18 protein-coding genes are annotated in these 21,269 nt (G+C 66.0%); 11 read left to right on the top strand and 7 right to left on the bottom strand.

Features of this window, described 5'->3' with window-relative positions; genetic code table 11:
• Positions 1–60: 60 nt before the first annotated feature.
• On the bottom strand, positions 61–756 hold the full coding sequence (locus AC1DWT_RS33885) for a GNAT family N-acetyltransferase (protein ID WP_378677900.1): 696 nt from the start codon (positions 754–756) through the stop codon (positions 61–63).
• A 232-nt stretch (positions 757–988) separates the two neighbouring features.
• On the opposite strand from AC1DWT_RS33885, the gene AC1DWT_RS33880 reads away from it, so the two are divergent.
• Genes AC1DWT_RS33880 through AC1DWT_RS33860 form a run of 5 tightly spaced genes read left to right on the top strand, consistent with a single transcriptional unit; the run spans position 989 to position 8,570 of the window.
• The gene (locus AC1DWT_RS33880; protein WP_477924027.1) at positions 989–2,494 is read left to right on the top strand and encodes a hypothetical protein; all 1,506 of its coding nucleotides are present in this window, start codon (positions 989–991) and stop codon (positions 2,492–2,494) included.
• Positions 2,495–2,504: 10 nt separating this feature from the next.
• Positions 2,505–4,028, top strand: a complete 1,524-nt coding sequence (locus tag AC1DWT_RS33875) for an O-antigen ligase family protein (protein WP_477924025.1) — start codon at positions 2,505–2,507, stop codon at positions 4,026–4,028.
• On the top strand, positions 4,025–5,089 hold the full coding sequence (locus tag AC1DWT_RS33870) for a glycosyltransferase family 4 protein (protein WP_477924023.1): 1,065 nt from the start codon (positions 4,025–4,027) through the stop codon (positions 5,087–5,089). The genes AC1DWT_RS33875 and AC1DWT_RS33870 overlap by 4 nt, the downstream gene beginning before the upstream one ends.
• A complete protein-coding gene (locus AC1DWT_RS33865) occupies positions 5,086–7,365 on the top strand; it encodes a glycosyltransferase (RefSeq protein WP_477924022.1) in 2,280 nt (759 codons plus the stop codon). Before AC1DWT_RS33870 ends, AC1DWT_RS33865 begins: the two co-directional genes overlap by 4 nt.
• On the top strand, positions 7,365–8,570 hold the full coding sequence (locus tag AC1DWT_RS33860; RefSeq protein WP_072940975.1) for a glycosyltransferase family 4 protein: 1,206 nt from the start codon (positions 7,365–7,367) through the stop codon (positions 8,568–8,570). Before AC1DWT_RS33865 ends, AC1DWT_RS33860 begins: the two co-directional genes overlap by 1 nt.
• Positions 8,571–8,584: 14 nt before the next feature.
• Here the strand turns inward: AC1DWT_RS33860 and AC1DWT_RS33855 are convergent, their stop codons facing one another.
• Positions 8,585–9,976, bottom strand: coding sequence for a putative glycoside hydrolase (locus AC1DWT_RS33855; RefSeq protein WP_477924019.1), 1,392 nt, complete (start codon positions 9,974–9,976; stop codon positions 8,585–8,587).
• Between the two features lie 74 nt (positions 9,977–10,050).
• On the opposite strand from AC1DWT_RS33855, the gene AC1DWT_RS33850 reads away from it, so the two are divergent.
• The 5 genes from AC1DWT_RS33850 (at position 10,051) to AC1DWT_RS33830 (ending at position 16,768) form a co-directional block, all read left to right on the top strand.
• Complete coding sequence (locus AC1DWT_RS33850) at positions 10,051–12,207, top strand: heparinase II/III family protein (protein ID WP_477924017.1); 2,157 nt, start codon at positions 10,051–10,053, stop codon at positions 12,205–12,207.
• Between the two features lie 78 nt (positions 12,208–12,285).
• On the top strand, positions 12,286–13,605 hold the full coding sequence (locus tag AC1DWT_RS33845; protein WP_477924015.1) for a nucleotide sugar dehydrogenase: 1,320 nt from the start codon (positions 12,286–12,288) through the stop codon (positions 13,603–13,605).
• A 2-nt stretch (positions 13,606–13,607) separates the two neighbouring features.
• Positions 13,608–14,636: a glycosyltransferase family 2 protein gene (locus AC1DWT_RS33840; protein ID WP_477924013.1), complete on the top strand. Its 1,029-nt coding sequence runs from the start codon at positions 13,608–13,610 to the stop codon at positions 14,634–14,636.
• 128 nt (positions 14,637–14,764) lie between these two features.
• Positions 14,765–16,219 carry an oligosaccharide flippase family protein gene (locus AC1DWT_RS33835; RefSeq protein ID WP_477924011.1) on the top strand — a complete coding sequence of 485 codons (1,455 nt, stop codon included), beginning with the start codon at positions 14,765–14,767 and terminating at the stop codon, positions 16,217–16,219.
• Positions 16,220–16,768, top strand: coding sequence for a YdcF family protein (locus tag AC1DWT_RS33830; protein WP_477924009.1), 549 nt, complete (start codon positions 16,220–16,222; stop codon positions 16,766–16,768).
• Here AC1DWT_RS33830 and AC1DWT_RS33825 read toward each other — a convergent pair.
• Positions 16,723–17,892 carry a transferase gene (locus AC1DWT_RS33825; protein ID WP_477924037.1) on the bottom strand — a complete coding sequence of 390 codons (1,170 nt, stop codon included), beginning with the start codon at positions 17,890–17,892 and terminating at the stop codon, positions 16,723–16,725. The genes AC1DWT_RS33830 and AC1DWT_RS33825 overlap by 46 nt on opposite strands.
• Before the next feature lie 62 nt (positions 17,893–17,954).
• Between AC1DWT_RS33825 and AC1DWT_RS33820 the strand changes: the two genes are divergently transcribed.
• Positions 17,955–18,521: a dTDP-4-dehydrorhamnose 3,5-epimerase family protein gene (locus AC1DWT_RS33820; protein ID WP_095861423.1), complete on the top strand. Its 567-nt coding sequence runs from the start codon at positions 17,955–17,957 to the stop codon at positions 18,519–18,521.
• Positions 18,522–18,540: 19 nt separating this feature from the next.
• Here AC1DWT_RS33820 and AC1DWT_RS33815 read toward each other — a convergent pair whose 3' ends face one another.
• The 4 genes from AC1DWT_RS33815 to AC1DWT_RS33800 form a co-directional block, all read right to left on the bottom strand.
• Positions 18,541–19,581, bottom strand: a complete 1,041-nt coding sequence (locus AC1DWT_RS33815) for an NAD-dependent epimerase/dehydratase family protein (RefSeq protein WP_477924006.1) — start codon at positions 19,579–19,581, stop codon at positions 18,541–18,543.
• Position 19,582: 1 nt separating this feature from the next.
• Entirely contained in the window at positions 19,583–20,233 is a 651-nt protein-coding gene (locus AC1DWT_RS33810) for a PIG-L deacetylase family protein (protein ID WP_477924004.1), read from the bottom strand.
• A gap of 3 nt (positions 20,234–20,236) precedes the next feature.
• Positions 20,237–21,025 carry a glycosyltransferase family protein gene (locus tag AC1DWT_RS33805; RefSeq protein ID WP_072940957.1) on the bottom strand — a complete coding sequence of 263 codons (789 nt, stop codon included), beginning with the start codon at positions 21,023–21,025 and terminating at the stop codon, positions 20,237–20,239.
• The coding region (locus AC1DWT_RS33800; protein WP_477924002.1) for a Rossmann-fold NAD(P)-binding domain-containing protein at positions 21,022–21,269 on the bottom strand (248 nt) is incomplete at its 5' end. The genes AC1DWT_RS33805 and AC1DWT_RS33800, both read right to left, overlap by 4 nt.

The raw sequence follows: 21,269 nt of genomic DNA, 5'->3' as shown, positions 1-21,269 counted from the left end.
CGCCGTGTGTGTTCCGGCTGAATCTCATTCGCCGAATGCAGCGGGCAGGTGCCGTCGAGTCTAGATCTTGTCGGGGTGTGGCTGTCGTGTTCCCGAGGTGTGCGCCCACATGTCCGACGTGATCGCCCACATGTCGTGATCTCTGCGGCGGCCGCCGACGTCGAGGAAGCTGGCCATTGTGCCCTCGCGTCTCATGCCCACGCGCTCAGCCCGCTTCGCAGCCACAGCATTGTCCACGCAGATGGGCGCCGTGACTCGGCGTAGTCCCAACGTGCCGAAGGCGTAGTTCGCGAGTAGAACGCCCAAGACCGAGCACACGCCCTTTCCAGTCACCTGTGCGTCGAGCCAGATGCCGACCTCTGCGGTTTTGGTGCGCAAGTCGATGCGTTCGAGATTGCATTGCCCCGCGAAGTGACCGTCGATCTCGACGACCAGCGGCAGCGCCAGTCCGGCACGAGCGGCTTTCCGTGACTGGAGGCATTCGTCCACCCAGATCGTCTCGGTGTGGCGCTCTGACCAGCTCAGTGTCGAACTGACCCAATACGGTTCGATCAGACGCCGATCCCGCAGCCGAATTTCCCGCCACGCGGCTGCATCGGACAGCCGCGGGGAGCGGAGCGCCACCTCGTGCCCGGCGACGGCTACCGGGCCGAGACGTAGGTCCGGGGCTCGGCGTGCAACGCGAATCCGGCGAAGTGGCCGGAGGTGGAACCTCGCGGCCGCGACGACAGCAACTCTTGTTCTCGGAAGATCCAACGACCTCACCTCTGGCCGTCGATGTTACTCGGCTCCGTGCATCAAACGTAAATTATGGAAAATCCACCAAAACCATACCGCACGTCCTTATAGATGATGTAAATTAATCTTCAGGTCGGGAATCACTTGGTTGACTTTTCGGGTCGGCGCCGTGGGTTGGACGTTGGTGTGCCGAGTCGGCCGACATCACAGCGGGGACGTGCGATTCTCCGCACCAATGGCGGAGGGGCACGTGACCAGCACATTGAACGTTCAGATCAAGCGCATTTGGCGCCGTCGCGTGTTGGTCGTCTTCGTCGCTGCACTCGCGGTTCTCGGAGCGGTCGCGGCGGCGAAGGAAGCCGGGACCAGCTATACGGGCAGGGCGGCGCTGATCGTCTCCTCGCCGGGCCGGGCCCCCGAGCAGGACGCAATCCTCGTGGTGGGGTACGTCGACTACTTCAACAACGGGCCCTACCAGGAGCGGATCCGGGCTCGCGCGGACGTTCCCGACGATGTGACCTTCGCCGCCAGCACGGCTGCTGCGAGTCCGATCCTCTACATCGACGCCACCGCGAACGATCCCGAGGTCGCGGCGTCCTCGGCAGCCGCAATGGCCGGGGCCTTCCGCGACGATGTCAACACCGTCAGGTTCGCAGGCAGAGCCGGCACCCTCGAAGAGCTCAGGCAACAGCTCGAGGAGCAACGTTCGTCCCCCGAAGCAGACCCCGTCGCAATGGCGCAGCTCCAGGACCGAATCACTGCGCTCGAGTTGGACACGACAAACGAGTTACAGGACCAGCAGCTCGCCGCAGGCGTCGCAGAGGATACACCATCTCTGGTGCGGAATGCGATGCTCGGGCTTTTCGGCGGCGTGATACTCGGGTGCGTTGCAGCTCTCGCACTGGATGCGGTGTCGAAGCGCCTCAGGACCGGTGACGACATGCGTGAGAAGGTCGGCGTGGACACCCTGGTCGAGGTACCGCGCGGGGGGAACCCCCGGGCGGAGCGGCGTCGCGAGGAGCAATTCAGACGCTTGGCAAACATCGTCGGCTTGGCCGATCTTCCCCGCCCTGCAACGGTTGTGGTGACTTCGCCGCGGTCTACAAAGGGGGCCGCGCAGGTTGCGCGGGCAATTGCCGAGCACAGGGCGATCCAGGGCGAACGATCCTTGATTCTGCGGGCGGATCTGCACGGTTCCGAGAGCGGAACGAACGTCGATGAACCTCCCGGCGTCGCGAATTTCCTCAGTGCGGTCACCCCACCTGCGATCGCCGAGTTCATCCACCAGGCGGAACCTGACGCGCTGCCGGAAATGCCGACCGGGACGGGGCACGGTGATCCCTACGCGTTGTTCACCCGTGAGCGGTTCGGGAACCTGCTCGAGCAGGCCCACAGTGTTGCCGACGTTGTCGTCGTCGAGGCTCCGTCGATCACGGAAGCGGCTGAGGCGCAGGTGATGTGCGCGGCAGCGGACGCAGTGGTGCTCGTCGTCGAACGAGGCGCTACGCGCGTCCCCGAAACGGTGGAGGCATGTCGGATGCTCGGCCAGGTGGAGTCGAGGCTGCTCGGCGCCGTCATCATCGATCCTCGATGCACGCGACGCATTTCGCCGACCCCGCCGTCGGACGAGTCCGCCGAGTCGGACGAGACCGCAGAGTCGGCCGAGACCGCAGAGTCGGCCGAGACCGGCGAGTTGGACAAGGTCGACATGCTGAAGGTCCGCGAGTCCACCTCGGATCAGACCGCGCATCCGTGACCTGACCACAATGAGACTGGCACCGCACTTCGCCGACCCCACCAGTGTTTCGCCACCGGGTGGAGTGACCCGCCGATGGCTGCCGGGCGTCGTGTTCCCCGTGGCCGTGCTGATTGTGCTCGCGGCCGCCGCGAAGGTGCCGACTCAATTCGGTGTGCTCCTCTTGCTCGGCGCCGTCGGCAGTGTTCTCGTCATCTCCGGGCTGCGCGATCCGGTGGTCGCTGTTCTTCTGTTGCTGGTCACCACGTTCCTTCGGGTCGCGCTACCCAGCATCCTGCCGGTGGATCCGTTCGTCCTGGCCTTCCTCGGGGTGGTGGGAGCGTGGGCGATCTGGATCGCGCGGGGAACCGATCGCGCGCCGCGTCTCGGCGCCATCGAGTGTGCAATGGTTCTCTACGTCACCTGGAACATCATGTCGATGTTCTCCGCGCATCCCTATGGCTCCGTGGTCCCCGTGTCCGGCGAAGAACTTTCCGTAGCGCGGTTCGTGCTGACCGGGACCATCATTCCGTTCACCATGTTTCTCGTGGGGCGGTACACGTTCGACCGGGTGTCCACCGTCAGAACCCTTCTGTGGACGATCCTGTTGCTGGGCGCCTACTCGGCTGCGATGAGCATTCTGCAGTTTCATGGTCCGACCGCACTCGTCTGGCCCCGCTACATAGTGGAGTCTCCGAGCTGGGTGGGGCRTGCCGTCGGCATCTTCGACCAGCCTGTGGTGAACGGCATGGTGTTGATCCTCAGTTTCATCGTGGCGCTTCTCCTGGCCGCAACGCCCCGCGAACCGGGGTGGAGCAGGATTCTGGCCACCGCTATCGCGGTGGCGTCCGCCTACGGTGTGTATTTGACCCACACGCGAGTCGTCTGGCTCGCGTTCGCTGTCGTGGTGTTGATCGGAGCGGTATCTGCCAAGGGATTTCGAACCGGTTTCGTTGTGACCGGTGGGGTCGCCGCGGCGGGCGTGGCCATCAAATGGTCGACCTTCACCAGTAGCGATCGTTCGGCGGGTGGCGTCGGCTCGCCCGACGAACTGCAGGATCGTCTCAATACTGCAAAGACGGCGATTTGGGCAATCCAGGAGAAACCGTTGGCAGGGTGGGGGATCGGGCGCTTCACCGCGATGAACACCTACAATCACAAGCAGTGGGCGCCCGATGTGCCATGGATTCGCGGCTTCGGAATCGCATCCCACTTCAATGAGCTCGGAATCGCGGCGGAACTGGGGCTGATCGGGTTGGTTCTGTGGCTCGCGGTGCTTTTTCTCCTCGCCAGCGGTCTCTTCCACGCATTTCGGGTGCTGCCGGCCGACGGCCTGTGCGGGAGGCGTCTCGCGCTTGTGGCGATGATGGCCTTCGTTGTGCTCGTGATCTCCGGACTCACGGTGGACCTCCGGTTCTTCGATTTCCCGAACGCGGTCGTGATGCTGCTCGTCGGCATCGCAATCGGCTGGGCAGAGCGGGCTCCCGCGGACCCGTTGACACCTGATCCGCATCGACGCGGGTTTGCATCGGTCCCAGCACAGGAACCAACATGAAGCGGCAGCGGGCCCTGTGGGCATCTACCAGCACGTCCACCCGGGGCGGCGTGGCAAGCTTCGTCCGAACGATGCAAGGCACTCCGCTGTGGGAGTTGTGGAACGTTCGCCATGTCAGCACTCACCGGAACGGGACGGTCGCGACGAAAATCGTGGTGTTCGCGACAGGGCTGGGTGCGTTCGTGGCTGCTCTGGTTCGCGACCGGCCGGATGTGGTTCATCTTCATACCTCCGTCGCCGGCAGCTTCATCCGGAAGGCGATCCTCGCCTGGATATGTCGAATCTTCCGGGTGCCGATTGTGATGCACGTGCACGGTTCCGACTTCCACCAGTTCTACAGCCGATCGTCGCGCCCAGTGAAGGCGCTCATCCGCGCCACCCTCACCGGTGCGGACGTAGTGGTGGCGCTCGGCGACTGCTGGGTGGAGCGCCTCGAGCGGATTGCGCCACAGGCACGGATCGTCTCTGTTCCCAACGCGGTCCGGCCTTGCCGTCCGGTACGGCAGCCGTCCGGAAGTGAACAGGTGCACGTGCTGTTCCTCGGCTGCATCGGCGATCGCAAGGGGACTTTCACGTTGCTCGACGCGTGGGCGAAGATGGTCGGYGACGGAGGCGAGCGTGCGCGACTGACGATCGCCGGTGACGGCGAAGTGCAGCGCGCGCGGGACAGGGTCGACGAGCTGTCGGTGGGATCCACCGTCACGGTGCTCGGATGGCTCGATCCGGATCGGGTGCCCGAATTGTTGGCGAGCTCCCACGTACTGGCCCTGCCCTCGCGCAACGAGGGCCAGCCGATGGCGATACTCGAGGCGATGGCCCACGGCCTGTGCGTTGTCGCCAGCGCCGTGGGGGGTATCCCCGAACTGATCGACGACCGTTGTGGGGTGCTGGTTCCGGTTGACGACGTGGACGCACTCGCGCAAGCCTTGCGTCACGTGGTCTACGACGACGATGCCCGCACCCGCATCGGAGCGCAGGCGTTGGAGCGCATCCGGGCCGAATTCGACGTCGACGTCGTGTGGCGCCGTTTCGATGCCCTCTACCAGGAGGTGCGGCGGTGACGGCCGATCGCCCACTGCGGGTGTTGCAAGTGGTGCCTGACCTCCGCGTCGGCGGAGCGGAGCGGCACGCTGCAACGCTGTTTCCCCGACTGGACCGAGAACGGTTCGAGCCCAGCGTCATCTGCATCGGAAGCGAGGGCGAACTGTATCCGGCCCTGGCGGCCGGTGCTGTTCCCGCCCTGGCGTTGGGACGAACGAAGCTGCAGGCGGTCGGTGCCCTATGGGACCTCGTGCGTGAGACGCGCAGGATTTCCCCGGACATCATGATCGTGCGCGGCTTCAACGCCGAGACTCTCGGCCGTGTCGCGGCTGTCCTGGCCCGAGTTCCACGGACGGTCGTATGGGTTCACAACTGCGGTGAGACCACCACGAGGAGTGTCCTTCGGCGGTTCGCCGACCGCGCACTCGGCCCGGTCACGAGCGCGTATTTCGGTGTGGCGAAGGCGCAAGTTCCCTATCTGGTAGGCGATCTACACATCCCGCCGGGCAAGATCCGAATAATCCACAACGGGGTGGATCCCGCAGCATTCGATCCGAGTGGAGATCGGGCGGCGATCGCGGAGTTCGGGATCGGGCCGCTCGACCGAGTGGTGGGGATTCTTGCCGCGCTGCGGCCCGAGAAGGACCACGCCACGCTGCTGCACGCGGCACGGCTGGTCATCGACGAGCTGCCGGCCGCAAAGTTCCTGGTGGTCGGAGACGGGCCGATGAGAGGCGAGCTGGAACAGCTGGCCAGTGAGCTGGGCATCGCGGACCATGTGGTCTTCACCGGTTCTCGTCACGACGTGAAAGATTTGCTCGGAGGGATGGACGTCTTCGTCCTGAGCTCGTTCAGCGTGGAATGTTTTCCGATGGCGCTGCTCGAGGCAATGGCCGCGGGTCGGCCGGCGGTCTGTACCGCGGTGGGCGGCGTGCCGGAGATGATTACGGAGGGGGTGACCGGATTTCTCGTGCCCCCGCGTTCGCCGCATGCGCTCGCCGAGAAGCTGCTCCGAGTGCTGTCGGAGCCCGAGAAATCCCGGGAAATGGGCCTCGCGGCGCGGACGCGAGTCGAGTCCGAGTTCAGCCTGCGCACAAGCGTCGCCGAGAGCGAACTCGCGCTCGAGGAGGTGGCGGGGCGACTCCCACCTCGTTCGACGAGGCCGATCCGGCTCAGTCTGGTGTTGGACTTGACGTTCGTCGGGGGTGTCGAACTCCTGATGCTGGAACTGTTCCGGAACTTCGATCCACGGGTCGTACGACCACGTCTGATCTGTCTGCGCGAGGCCGGGCCCCTCGGCGAGGAGTTCCGGAGGGCGGGATTCGAGGTCGAAGTGCTGGGGCGTACGGGGCGCTACGACGTTCGAACCCTGCCACGGTTGATCCGCAGCCTGCGACGCGATCGCACGGACGTGGTACTGGTCACTCATCATCATCGAGCGGCACTGGCGCTGGGGCGAATTGCGGCAAGGCTGGCGGGAGCGCGTGCCAACATCGTCGCCGCCCACGACATGGACCTGACGTCGGTCGGCAAGCGCTGCCTGCCGCGCTCCACGGTGGAAACGCTGTGGCTGTCCGACGCGCTCGTCCTGCTCGCCCCTCGACAAGGCGAGTACCTCCGCCGGGAAGAGGGTGTTGGGCGCTTCGCCTGGCGACGCACACGCGAGGTGGTGATTCCGAACGGGATCGTGCTGCCTCCGCTGCCGCGAAACACCGACTCCGAGCTTGCCAGGGCCGCATTCGGTCTCGACCCGCGGGACTTCGTCGTCGGTATCGTCGGTCGCCTCAGCGATCAGAAGGCGCACCAGATGCTCTTCGAAGCGATTTCTTCGGTGGCGGAGTCTGATGTGCGGGTGCGGCTGGTCGTGATCGGCGGCGGCGAACGTGAGGCCGAGTTACGCACTCTTGCGGATGAACTCGGGATTGCCGGCCGCACACGCTTCATGGGCGTTCGACGGGACGTGCGACAACTCCTGCCGGGACTCGACGTGTCCTGTCTGTCGTCGGTGCACGAGGGAGTGCCGATCATCGCGATCGAATCCATGGCCGCGGGCGTGCCGCTCGTGGTCACCGACTGCGGTTGCCTGCGAGACATGGTCACCGATGGTGAACAGGGCTACGTGGTGCCGGTCGGAGATGCGCATGCGATGGCGCAGCGGCTCCTCGCCCTGGCCGCGGACCCGGGGCTGCGCACCCGGCAGGGGTTGTCGGGGCGTGCACGGGTGGAACAGCAGTACCGGATCGAAGACACGGCGCGAGGATTCGAGCGTCTGCTCACCGAAGTGGTGGAGGTGTGATGAGTCGGCACATTCTGATTCTGGTAGAGAACCTTTCGGTACCGTTCGACCGCCGGGTGTGGCAGGAGAGCACTGCGTTGGTGGAGGCCGGCTATCGCGTCACAGTGATCTGCCCGATGGGGACCACCCAGGACAGGGAGCCGGACGTCACGATCGACGGGGTCCGTATTCTCCGCTACCCCCTGCGTGCCGCGGAGGGTGGGCCGTTGGGCTATCTGCGGGAGTACGGGCTGGCGTTGTGGCACACCACGCGGCTCGCTCTTCGGGTGCGCCGAGAAGATCGGGTCGATGCCGTCCACGCCTGCAATCCGCCCGACCTGCTGTTCCTCGTCGCTGCGCTGCTTCGCCCGGTCGGCGCCAAGTTCGTGTTCGACCACCACGATCTCGTGCCCGAACTCTTCCTGTCCCGGTTTCCCCGAGGCGGCCAGGTCCTCTACTGGGCGACCAGACTCCTGGAACGGCTCACACTGGCCACTGCCGACGCCGTCATCTCGACGAACGAGAGCTATCGGCGGGTTGCACTCGAGCGCGGTCATCTGGCGCCGGAGCGGGTTACCGTCGTCCGGAGTGCGCCCGATCTGAGTCGATTCGTCCGCCGAGACCCCGATCCGAGCCTGCGGCGCGGCAAGCGGTATCTCGCGGCATACCTGGGGGTGATGGGTCCGCAGGACGGCGTCGACTATGCGTTACGCGCCCTCGCTCACCTGCGGGACGGCCTCGGCCGGGACGACCTCCACTGCATATTCATGGGCGCGGGGGACGCCTTCGAAGACATGGTCGCCCTCAGCGAGAAGCTCGGGCTCACGGACACGGTCGAATTCACCGGCCGGGTCCCCGACGAGTTCGTGCAGCGGTGTCTGTCGACCGCCGACGTCTGTCTTGCGCCTGACCCACGAAACCCGTTGAACGATGTGTCGACGATGAACAAGGTCGTCGAGTACATGGCGATGGGGCGGCCACTCGTCTCGTTCGAACTCGTCGAGTCGCGAGTATCGGCGGGGGAGTCCGCTGTCTACGCCCCGGCCAATGACGAATCGGCCTTCGCGGCTGGGATCGACGAGCTGTTACGGGACTCCCGGAAACGTCACAGGATGGGCGAACTGGGCCGGGCTCGGGTGGAGCAGCAGCTGTCGTGGGAGACGTCGCGCCGGGCACTCATCGACTTCTACGCGCGGCTCTTCGCGGTCGAGCGGGTGATGCGATGAGAGACCGGATGCGGTTACGGGTTCTCGCGCAAGAGCACGAGACCGTCGCTCGGCTGGAGGGTCACCGACGTGACGGTGGCCCCGTTGTTGGTGCTCGGATCCAGGCTGCCGTGAAGTCGCCGAAAGGGTGTCTCGAGCTGCACTTCCCGGGCTTTGCCATCGGTGTTCAGCAGGACGATGCCGTGCTCGAAGTCGCGACGGAAGAGGCCGTGGCCCAGCGACCCGACCCCGTCCGCATACGGATCGTTCAGGGCGGCCGGCGACGGGTTGGCCACCAGGGGGTGCCCGAGGTACCCCGGGCCGAGTCCGCCACCGTCCATCTCGTCGAAGTAGGCCGGCTCGTCGTAGTCGGCGCCCATCGGGGCCCAGAATCCGTCCTGGAGCAACGTCGCCGCCAGGAAGTACCGGGCACGCTGGAAGTCCGGTGCCGAATGCGGTGCGGGACCGAGCCTGTCGATCGTCATCGCCAGGCCGGGCATGCGATGGTCCCCCTCGGCAGTCAGACTGGCATACTGCTCGATGTCGAACATAGGATTCCGGTCGGCGCGGGGGTCTGCGAATTTCTCCCACGCCCGGCCGTCCAGTTGTTGCGCCAGCAGCGTCCGGTCTCCGTTCGCGATCAGGATGGCGTCCGGAATTCGTCGCCGGATGATCTGTTCGGCCAGGTTCACGCCACGCTCCCAGGGGTTTCCGAACCCGTAGATCGCGTCGTCCGGTTCGTCGGTGCCATCGGAATCGATGTCCCAGTGATCTCGGTTCGCACTGTAGATCCGGTCGCCCCAGACGTCGAGGAAGATACCGTCCCACACCCCCGCAGACCAGACGTCGTCGACCACCCAGTTCGCGGCGTACTCGGCAAAGACCTGGCCGTTGATCCGTGGCGCCTGGTCGGTGAGGTTGGTCATCGTCGACTCCGGCCACTCGCTGACCGGCGCGCCGTCCATGGTGTGCGCCAGCCAGGAATCCGGGAACGCACTTTCGCCGTTCTGGTCGTACTGCCACAACGCGTATCGGTTGGCCCAGTAGGCCTCCGAGCCGAGTTGATCGGGATGGTCGACCACATTCACGTAGGCGAACAACCGGAGGCGCGGGTTCGCGTGACGGAGTTCGTCGAAGTACTCGCGCGGCTTCCGGTTCGCCCATTCGTTGTCGATGACTACCACGTCATATCGGGCGAGCTCGTCGACGGACGGAAGTTCCTGCTGATTGAGGAAATACGTTGCCGTCCTGGGGAACGTGAGGGAGTGCGGATCGCCGGGCGCGGGCACAGGCGCCGGCGCCGGCGCCGGCGCCTGAGGTTCTCCGACGGGCGTAGAGCACGCGGCGATCAGTCCGACGGCTGTAATGGCCGCCGTCAGGGCGAATCGGAAGCGGCCGAACCGCCGGAAGGCGAGAATGCCGGGCACCGAGTCAGCTTGACACGCCCGACGGCACCTTGTCACGTGCCGCACGAGGTTCTCGTATTCGCAAGGAGGACGCCGTGAGTCAACTCCTCTGGCGCGTACGCCGATTGCAGACGATGGGACCGCGCGAGGTGGCGTGGCGTGCGAGTCGGGCCGGTCGGAGCCTGCTTCCGCTCAGCGGGCGCGGCGAGACGACCGACTCCGAGTTGCTGGGGACGCCGGAACCGGACTGGGACGCCGCATTGGCGAGATTCCGGGAATGCGTCGGCCGTCCGGCACTTCTGGACCGCGACCGGGCCGCCGACATCGCCCGTGCACATCCGGCCGCGGTCGGGCAGGTGATCGCGGCCGCCGAGCGTGTGGCCTGCGGGCGATTTTCGTACTTCGGTCACCCCGAAGTGACGCTGCCGGAGCCGATCGACTGGCATTACGACCCGCTTTCGAAAGTGGGCTGGCCCGTCGTGCCCGCATCCCGAATCAACCACCGCACGGCGGACGGTGATCCGAAGTGGATCTGGGAGCTCAATCGACTCCAGCATCTGCCCTGGCTCGCCGAGGCGTGGTTGTTCACCGGTGAGGAGCGATTCAGTGACGCGGCGTTTCGTCAACTCGACTCGTGGATCGAACAGAATCCACCGGGCCTCGGCATCGGATGGCGTGGTGCATTCGAGGCGGGCGTGCGCTCGATCTCGATCGCGGTGGCACTACAGGGGCTGCGGGATTCGCCCGGGTTGACGACCACGAGGTTCCGGGCTGTCGTCCGTCTGCTCGCCGAGTCTGCCCGTCGCTGCTGGGACGAGCGTTCGCAGTTCAGCTCGGCCAACAACCACCTCGTCGGGGAAATGGCCGGCGTCGCCACAGTGGCGATTCTTCTGCCGGAGCTGGCCCGCGCCGAGTCCTGGGAGAAGGACGCGATCCGTGTGCTGTCCGCCGAGGCGGCCCGGCAGATCTTGCCCGACGGCGCAGGCGCCGAGCAGTCGGTGGGATACCAGGTCTTCACGTCGGAACTGCTGCTCACCGTGGCCGCGTTGCTGACGCTCCGTGACGGTCGACCACCGCCGGAGTTGATCGCCGCCGTCGACCGGAGCGCGGACTTCATCGCAGCACTCGTCGGTGATCGTGACCCGGCGCCACGCTACGGAGACGACGACGAGGGTTTCGCGCTCCGGCTCGGCGCCGAGCCGGTGCGCACGGTCCGAGATCATCTCGGCACGGTCGCCGCGGTGACCCGCAACGCGTCGGCACGCCGGGTGGGCGGCACGACGCTGTCGGGGGCCTGGATGAACTACGCTCGCACAGAACCTGTTTCCGGATCGGAGGCCGTCCCAGAACCCGGTCCTCGCAGCTTCTTCGCTCCGGACGGAGGCCTGGTGGTGCTGCGCGCCGGAGCGCGGCGGCTGACTATGGACGTCGGCCCGCTGGGATACCTCTCGCTCGCCGCACACGGGCACGCCGACGCCCTCGCAGTGACGTTGAGCATCGACGGTGAGGACGTCATCGGCGATCCCGGCACCGGCAGCTACTACAGGCACCCGGACTGGCGCGCTGCTCATCGGGGCACTCGCGCTCACGCGACCGTGTGTGTCGACGGCCTGGACCAATCGGTTGTCGGCGGGCCGTTTCTGTGGACGGAGCATGCCCGCGTACGGGTGCGGTCGGTCGACCTCGAGCGCAGTGTCGTCGATGCCGAACACAGCGGCTACGGGAGACTCTCGAAGCCGGTGGTGCATCGGAGGTGGCTCATCGCGCCGCCGGATCGGGGCAGCGTCCTCGTCGTCGATCTCATCGCAGGCCGAGGCCGCCACGAGGTGCGCACGTCGTGGCCGCTGTCGCCGTCGCTGGACGTCACACCGGTCGGCGGGGGTCACCTCGCCAGCCGAAATGGGGAGCCGATTCTCCAGCTGGTCCACGCCGCCAGCACTGAGCTGATTCCGTACGAGGTACGGGGCGACGCCCGGCACGGCCTCGGTTGGTGGTCGTATCGGCTGGAATCGAGAGAGCCGTCATGGTTGGTCGGCGGATGCTGTGCCGGCGAAGTGCCGGTAGCGGTCGCTACCGTGCTCAACCCGATGGACGAGCGCGGCGCGTGGGCCGAAGACCTCACCCTTGCTGTTCGCGATGGGTCCCTCGCCGTGAGATGGCGAGATGGGGATGCGTTAAATCGAGTAACAATCAACTGCGCGATCGGAACCACAGCTAAAAACGGGGACGTAGTATGGAATACGCTGCACTAGCAAACCTTGAGATCCCTACTGGTTTTGGCGGTTGAGATGAGCGCGACCGAATTGTATGTACGTCCATCGGAGCGTCGGATGGTCCTGAGCGTCTTCGGGCTGGGGTATGTCGGATGTGTTTCCGCGGCATGCCTGGCATCCCGGGGTTTCCCCGTGGTCGGGGTCGACGTCAATTCCTCGAAGATCGAATTTCTGCGCCGAGGCCAGACCCCGGTCTTCGAAGAGCGGATCGGCCAGCTGATCGCCGAGGTCGTGGAATCAGGCTTGCTCACCGTCAGTGACGACCMCGCCCGCGCCGTCCTCGACAGCGACGTCACGATGGTCTGTGTCGGCACCCCGTCCGCGCCGGGGGGAGGACTGGCCACCCGCTATCTCGAACGTGCGACCGACGAGATCGGCGCCGCCCTGGCCACCAAGGACAGTTTCCACGTCGTCGTCTACCGCAGCACCATGGTTCCGGGTACCTGCGAGGAGATACTCATCCCGCGCCTGGAACGCGCATCGGGCAAGCGGGTGGGAGTCGACTTCGGCGTCTGCGTCAACCCCGAGTTCCTGCGCGAAGGCAGCAGTGTGCGCGACTTCCTCAATCCGCCCAAGACGGTGGTCGGGGAAAGCGACGAACGCAGCGGGCGGCAGGTCATGGGTCTGTACGACGGGCTCGGTGGACCGCGGTTCCGCGTTCCGATCCCGGTCGCCGAGATGGTCAAGTACGTCGACAACAGTTTCCACGCCCTGAAAGTGGGGTTCGGCAACGAAATCGGAGCCATCTGCGCGTCTCTGGGACTCGACTCACACGCCGTGATGGACATCTTCCTCGCCGACACGAAACTGAATCTCAGTGCCGCCTATCTGCGTCCGGGATTCGCGTTCGGGGGGTCGTGTCTGCCGAAGGACGTGCGCGCGCTGATGCATACCGCGCGAGTCCATGACGTCGAAGTGCCGGTGCTGGCGAACGTGCTGGTGTCGAACGAGATGCACCTGCGGCGGGCAGTGGACCAGGTGATCGCATTGGGTAAGCGCAGGATCGGCATCTTCGGTCTGTCGTTCAAGCCCGGCACGGACGATCTGCGGGAGAGCCCGATGGTCGAGCTGGCCGAGAGGCTCATCGGCAAGGGCTACGACGTGAAGATCTGCGATGCCAATGTCGCACTGTCCAGGCTGTTGGGTGCGAACCGCGAATTCATCGAGGAACTGCTGCCGCACATCGGTCAGGTTCTCACCGATGATGTCGATGCAGTTCTCGACCACGCGGAGGTGCTCATCGCCGGGTCCAGGGAGCCCTCGGTGGTGGCGGCGGTCAACCGGGCGGGCGCGCAGCACACGGTGGTCGACCTCGTCAGACTCCCGGGCGCCGAGGAGCGGCGCCGGCGCGAAGGTTACGTGGGTTTGGGGTGGTAACGGTGAGCGTGTCGCGACCCCTTCCTGCATTCAGCTTTCTGACCACCGCGTACCGGACCGAGCCGTACCTGGTGCAGACGATCGAGTCGGTGCGCGGCCAGACCCGTACCGACTGGGAGTTGATCGTCGTCGACAACGGACGCTCCGACGAGATCGCGGCGATAGTCCGGTCCTACGCATCCGACAGCCGAATCAGACTGGTGAGACAAGAGAATCGTGGATACGAGGGGGGCGTGACGGCTGCGGCCGCGCTGGCGCGCGGACAGTACTTCTGCGTGCTCGACAGCGACGATCTGCTGATGCCGGACTTCTGTGCGCGCACCGGGACGGTGCTCGCCGCCGACCGGGGCATCGACGCGGTGGGCTGTGACRCCTTCCTGTTCGACGACCACGGTGGCACACACAAGGGATATCTACGCTCTATCGGCTTCCGGACACGACCGCACCCTGGGCACCCTCTGACGCTGACCGACATGCTCGCGGGGTACATCCCCTACTACACGGGCGCGGTTCGGCGCGAGGCGTGGAGCGCTGTATGCGGGTACGAGCACGCGACACAGGAAGTCGAGGCGGACGTGGTCATGTGGCTGCGGCTCGTCGCCTCCGGATTCGACGTGCGAATGCTCCCCGAACGCCTCGCGCGCTGCCGGGTCCGGAAGGACTCGGTATCGCGCGACCCCGCCGGGGTCGAGGCGTTCGATCGGCGCATTCAACGGTCGTTCCAGACGGTGGTGCATTCCACGAGCCGGGCCGAGGACCTGGACGCGCTACGGACGAACCTGCAGCGGTTGCGGTATCACCAGGCGATGCGGCAGGCTCGACGGTCTCTCCTGGAAGGAGACCTGGTCGCGGCGCGTGTCGAGGCGAAAGCGGCGTTCGCGCAGCGGCACACGCTCCGCGCCGCCCTGGTGGCCTGCTCGTTGTCCCTCTTCCCTCAGGCGATGCGCAGGCTGCATCCGCTCAAGCAACGGGCGACCGCTGCTCTCGGACACACGATCGGTCGGYGTAGCGAATCCGTGAGTCGGCTGTGAACGATGGCGGCGCAGTGGGTTCGTCGACACCCGGGCGCGCTCCCGAGTGCGATGACTCGGGATCTGTACCGGCGCCCGAGACCGTCCCGGTCGGCACTCTGAGCGGAAAGCTGCGCCGCGGAGCGGCGATGGCAGCGGCGGGTCTGCTGATCGTGCAGGGTGTGACGTTCGTGCAGACGTTGGTGCTGGCGCGATTGCTGAGTCCCGAGATCGTCGGCGTGTTCGCGGCGGGCACGGTGATGACCACCTTTCTGGTGGTCGTCACCCACGGTACGTTGGCCCAGGCACTCGTTCAGCGCGAGCACGACGTCGAAAATGCGGCCACAACGGTGTTCTGGGTGACGCTGGGCACCGGGATCCTCATGAGCCTGGTCATGTTGGCGGCGTCTCCGTTGATCGGACGCATATTCAACAGCCCGGCGGTCGGGACCGTGGCCGCTGCCATGTCAGGGTCGATGTTGTTGATCGCGATCACGTCCGTCCCGGATGCCCTGATGCAGCGCCGTTTCCAGTTCAAGCGCCGGATCATCGTGGATCCCGCCGTCGGGATCACCTTTGCAGCGGGTTCGATTGTCTTCGCCGCCCTGGGGTACGGAGTCTGGTCCCTGGTGATCGGCTCGTATTCGTCGATGCTCGTGTGGATCGTCGCGAGTTGGTGGCTGTCCCGATGGCATCCGTTCGGTGGGCGGTTCTCGATTCGGCTCTGGCGTGAGATGGCGGTCTTCTCCTTTCCGCTGTTGCTGGACGGCGCGGCCGCCAGGGCTCAGGAGGTCGTCGAGTTGACGATCATCGGTCGCGGGTTGAGCGAGGCTGCGCTCGGCAACTACCGCTACGGCCGCAGGATCGCGTTGCTCCCCGGCATGGCGATCGTCCAGGTCTGCTCGTACGTGCTGTTTCCCGCCTTCGCTCGTATCTCCGCCGACTCGCAGCGGTTCAAGTACGCATTCCTGCGTGCTCTGAGCTGGATCTGGCGGGTGGCGATGCCGGCCGGGGCACTGATGGTCGCCGTCGGTGAGCCCGCCGTCGTGGTGCTGCTCGGCGAGCCCTGGCGCGGTGCCGGAGTGGCGGTGGCATCGATGTCGGGCTTCGGACTCGGCGTGGCGATGAACTCGGTGAGCTCGGAGGCGATGAAGGGCGCCGGCCGATCCAGCCGTATGAATTGGATGACCGCAGCGGGCTTGCTGACCGGGGTCCCGTTGCTGCTGCTGTTGCTACCTCTCGGGCTCGCCGGGGTCGGTCTCGCGGTTTCGGGAGCGGCGATCGTCGTGGGGATCACGGGGCTCGGACTCGCACGCTCGGTGGTCGGGGCATCGGGCCGTGAGATAGCCCGGGTGATGGCCCCCCCGGTGATCGCCTCGCTTGTGGCGTTCGCGGTGATCGCGCCGCTCGAACGGTACGTGGTGCAGTCGGACCAGCGGTCGATCGCAGTCGGACTCGCGGCGATCGCCCTGGAGTGTGTCGCGTTCCTGATCGCCTACCTGCTGACCCTTCGGCTGGTCGCACCGTCCGTCTTCGCGGAGATACGGGAGGCCGTCCGCTCGGTCGGTGGCCGCGTCGCACGAGCCGTGAGAGGGGAACGCTAGGTGCGCCGGACGGCTCGATGGTTGCGCTGGACGTTCATCTGCGTGGTTGCGGCCGCTCTCACCGCGACGGCAGCGTGTGTGCCGACATATGTCGAACCCCAACTCGACGAGCTGCACCGAGCCGATGCGATCCTCGTCCTCGGCGGCCCCGGCCACGAGCGGTATACGTACGGACTCGATCTCGCCCGCAAGGGCCTCGCAGGGCGGGTGTTGCTGTCCGATCCCAGCGGTGGATCCGACGCGTGGCTCAATCGACTCTGCGGAGCGCGGTTCGCGTTTGCCGTTGTCTGCTTCGATCCCGACCCCGCGACCACTGCCGGGGAGGCGAGGGCACTCCGCGATCTCGCGACCGCCGGCGGATGGAACAGCGTCATCGTCGTCACATTCCGGCCACACGTGTCACGGGCGCGCTATATCGTTCAGCGCTGCTACGGCGGGGACGTCATGATGGCGGCAGGCCCGGCGGACATTTCTGCCGCCGATTGGATGTGGCAGATCGGATATCAGACGGCAGGGTACGTGCGGAGCGTGTTCCAGCGAGGTTGCTGACCTCCATGAGCAAGTGCGTGATCGGCGTCCGGCCGGTCCCCGTCGGCAATGTCCACCACCCATTTGCCGGTCAACCCCGGAAGCTGCGACTGCACCTCCGGGAGCAGGTCGGCGATTGTCAGCAGCACCACGTCGGGGTTGTCCGCGAGCAGCTGCGCAGGGGAGATGATCGGGACGTCGGTGCCGGGCATCCGGCGGCCCTGTTTCGCGGGGGACGCGTCGGCTACCGCGCACAACACGCGATGGTCGACTCCCGCCCGGCTGAACAGGGCCACCGCCCGGGACGCCGCGCCGTATGCGTAGACCCGTTGTCCGCGACCGGCCATCGTGGCGAGCCAGGTATGCAGCGCACCGGCGTGACCGTCCGCAGCCTGCTGCAGGGTCCGGAGTGTTCGCGGCTCGCACACCCCCAGGGCGTTTTCAGCCGCAAGGATATTGCGGACGGTGTGCGATGTGTCCGAGCGGACTCCGTGCCGCGCGGCAATCAGGACGGTGCCGCCGTAGAGGTCGAACTCCCACGCGTGCGACACGCTCATCCCCACGTCCGTGAGCATCCGCTGCAGCGCGGTCAACGAGTAGTACGCATAGTGACCGTGCCGCAGCGCGTTCCACTGGCGGTGTGTGACTATCGTAGCGAGAGAGTGGAATTGGAGCAGAAGGACACCGTCACTTGCCGTCGCGTTCACTCGTTCCCGCAGTGCCGACCGCTGGCAGGCCTCGTGCATGAGGCCGAAGCAGTCGAGGACGACCGAGGCACGTCTCCCCGGGGGCGGCGGGCAGAATCCGCGCGACGCGAGCAGTCCGAGCCAGCTACCGCCGTGCGGGCTGCCGAACTCGAGTACGGTGTCACCGTCGAGGAAACCCGACACCGCGACCGTCCGAACGGCGTCGGCAGCCTGCTTCCTCAACGCCAGCGGCTCGACGCCGTGCGGCTCCTCGGGCGTCGTGTCGTCCTCCGCGAGTTGCGCGAGGCCGCACCGTCGGCACAACTCCATTGCCAGCGGATGCGCCGACTCGCACGAGTCGATCGCCGACCACTCCGGCGGGAAATGGTCCGCAGCAGGCGTGCACCCGAGGTCGAGCACCCACACCGTGTCGGATCCGGCACATCCGCGGCAGATCATCGTGGCCACCCTGACTTCCGGAAATGCCGGACCCGCCCACGGCGATGCGGCACGATGGTGATGTGCGCGTCGAAAACACGGAACTCGAGGACGTCCTGCTCTTCACTCCCGAGCCGTTTCGGGACGGGCGGGGACTCTTCACGCGGACGTTCGATGCGCAGATCTTCGACGACGCCGTCGCGCGCCGGGCGTGCTCGGGCCGGCCGGTCCGTGCCGCGGACTTCGTGCAGGACTCGCAGTCGCGATCGGTGCGCGGCGTGATCCGCGGTATGCACTGCAGATCGGGAGATGGCGAGGCCAAGCTCGTGCGTTGCGCGCGGGGAGCGATATACGACGTGCTTGTGGACGTGCGGCGGACGTCGACGACCTTCGGCCGGAAGCAGGCGTTCAGGCTCGATGACGTCAGCTTCTCGCATCTGTTCGTGCCACCGGGATTCCTCCACGGTTTCCAGGCAATCACCGACTGCGACGTCTGTTACCGGATCGACCGCGGGCACGATCCCACCGAAGATCTCGCCGTGGCCTATGACGATCCCAGCCTGGGGATCGAGTGGCCGCTCCCGGTGTCCGCTGTGAGCCCACGCGATGCCTCGGCGGGAAGCTGGGAGGCTCTGCTGCGGTGTCTCTGACGACCGCGAGATGCCGATGTCAGCCATGTCCGGCCCCGACACGGAGAAACCGGAGTGACTCGTCGAGCACGCCCGAGGCCCGCAGCGTCTGCAAGTGAGCCAATCGGGTGAATCGCGTGGTGAACAGTTCCTCGGTGAGCCCCCACCGCACGTAGTTCTCGTACAGTTCGACCGCGCCGTCGGCGACGGTCCACTGCGGTGTGTATCCGTCGAGCGCCGTCCGGATCGCGCTGAAGTCGACTCGATACGACCGCGGATCCGGGCCAGTCGCTCCGGTGACGGCGACGGTCGAGTCGGGCACAGCCGCCGCGGCGGCTTCCGCGATCTGCGCCACGGTGACGTTGTTGGTCTCCGTGCCCACGTTGTAGGCGCGGCAGTGAACAGCGTCCGCAGGCGCGACGAGTGCGGCGCAGAATGCAGTGGCGATGTCGCGGGCATGTACGAGCGGACGCCAGGGTGTGCCGTCCGACAGCACACGCACAGTGCCGGTGAGCATCGCGACGCCGACGAGGTTGTTGAGAACGATGTCGGCGCGAAGGCAGGGCGAGAACCCGAACGCGGTAGCGTTTCGCAGAAAGACCGGCGAGAACCCCGAGTCGGCGAGGGCGGTCACGTCTTCCTCTACGCGCACCTTGCTCTCCGCGTACGGGGTGAGTGGGCGCAGGGGAGCGTCCTCCGTCACGAGTTCGTCGCCTGCCGAGCCGTACACCGAGCACGTCGATGCGTACAGGAAACGTTGTACTCCGGCATCTTTCGCAAGTCGAGCGAGGCGTACCGACGCGTGATGGTTGATGGCGTAGGTGATTTCGGGGGCGAGCGAACCCAGCGGGTCGTTCGACAGCGCGGCGAGATGGATCACCGCGTCGAATCCGAGGAGATGTGACTGCTGCACATCGCGCAGGTCGACATCGATCGACGGCACGTCCACCGGAGCGGGACCGAGAATACAGCCGGCGAACAGTCCCGAGTCGAGCCCGACCACGTCGTGACCGGCGCCGAGCAGACACGAAGCCATGACCGTGCCCAGGTAGCCACGGTGTCCGGTGAGGAGTACTCGCATGTCAGGTCCTTCCGAATCGGATGGCCGCCTTCTCGAGAACGAAGGCTTCGGCGTGCATTCGGCGGCACTGGACACCCCGTAGCCGGGTGACACCCAGGAATGCTTCCTGGTCGAACCAGTCGCGGTCGACCTGGGACGGGTAGTGCTTCAGGAGAAGCCGGGCCTTTTCCTCCGCCACCGCACGTATCAAAGGGTGGAAGACGGTGGGTTGGGGGGTGTCCGCCTCCCACTTGAGGATCTCGTATCCCAACACGAGATGGTCCCGAAACACGGTCGGTACGAGTTCGGCCAGTAACCGGTGATCCTGGTGAGCGTCCCCGCGGTGCGGTGCGAACACGATGTCGGGCTCGCACCGTCGCCGGAATCCCTCGAGTGCAGTCTTGATCGGCTCCCAGTATCCGGGCGCGTGGCCGTCGGGAACGTCGAGGACATCGAGTTCGAGGTCGGCGTCGGGGCACAGCGCGGTGAGCGCGTGCCGTTCCTCTATCTCTCGCCGGGAGTCGTCGCCCGACAACACCAGGGCACGCACCCGGAGTCCTGGCGACATGGACGCCAAAGTCAGCAGCGTCCCGCCCATACCGATCGCGATGTCGTCGCAGTGCGCACCGAGAACGGCGATCTCGGCGACACGCAGAGCATGGAGGTCGAGCATGAGCTATGACACCGCCTCCGGTTGCTCCCACACCATCCACGGATGGATGCCCCTTGCATAGTTCGCGTCGAGTTCCGCCCGCTCCTTGAACGTGTCGGCCGGCTTCCAGAACCCTTCGTGGCGGTATCCGAACAGCCGGCCCTCGCCCGCCAGGGTTTCGCAGACATCCGCGACCAGATCGCCACCCGGTGGGAGAAGTTCGAAGATCTCGTCGCTGAGGACGAAATACCCGCCGTTCTCCCAGACTGGTAGCCGGCTGACCGGAATGATCTCTTTGACCTCACCGTTGTCGGCCACATTCACGCAGTGGAACGAGGACTGCGGCGGGACGACGAGCATCGACGCCGCGGCACCGGATTCGTGGAACTTCGCGACCACGTCGTCGAGGGGAGCGTCGGTCAGGACGTCCGCGTAGTTCGCGAGGAAATGCTCGTCGCCGTCCAGGTGCTGCCGCACGCGCCGCAGTCGTTCACCGATCGCTGATTCCAGACCCGTGTCGACGAACGTGATGGACCAGTCGCTGATGTCGGAATGCAGTAGCTCGATCTTGTTGGCGTGAAGAACGAAGTCGTTGGACTCCGCTTCGCGGTAGTCGAGGAAGAACTCTTTGATGGCCTCGGCGCCGTACCCGAGACAGAGGATGAACTCCTTGTGCCCGAAATGGGCGTAGTAGTGCATCACGTGCCACAGCAGCGGCCGAGGGCCGACCATCTGCATCGGCTTGGGGATGGCGTCGTTGCGGTCGTTACGCATCCGCATGCCGTAGCCGCCGCAGAACAGGACAACCTTCATGTCGTGAGCCTCCTTGCCGCGCTGTCGGGTTGAAATGTCGCGCTGTGTAGGGAGGGGAGCGGGAAGACGAGCTCACCGCCCCACTCGGTGATGTATCGCAATTGTTCGGTCAGTTCCGCTTCGAGATTCCACGGCAGCGCGAGGACGACGTCGGGACGATCCTTCTCGATCTGCTTCGGGTCGAGAATCGGAATCCGGGTGCCCGGCGTGAAACGGCCATGCTTGTAGGGATTCCGGTCGACCG

The sequence above is a fragment of the Rhodococcus sp. P4_B6 genome, from assembly GCF_056402215.1.
Note: the sequence above shows the minus strand (reverse complement) of the source record. Positions and strands in the feature narration are given on the sequence as shown.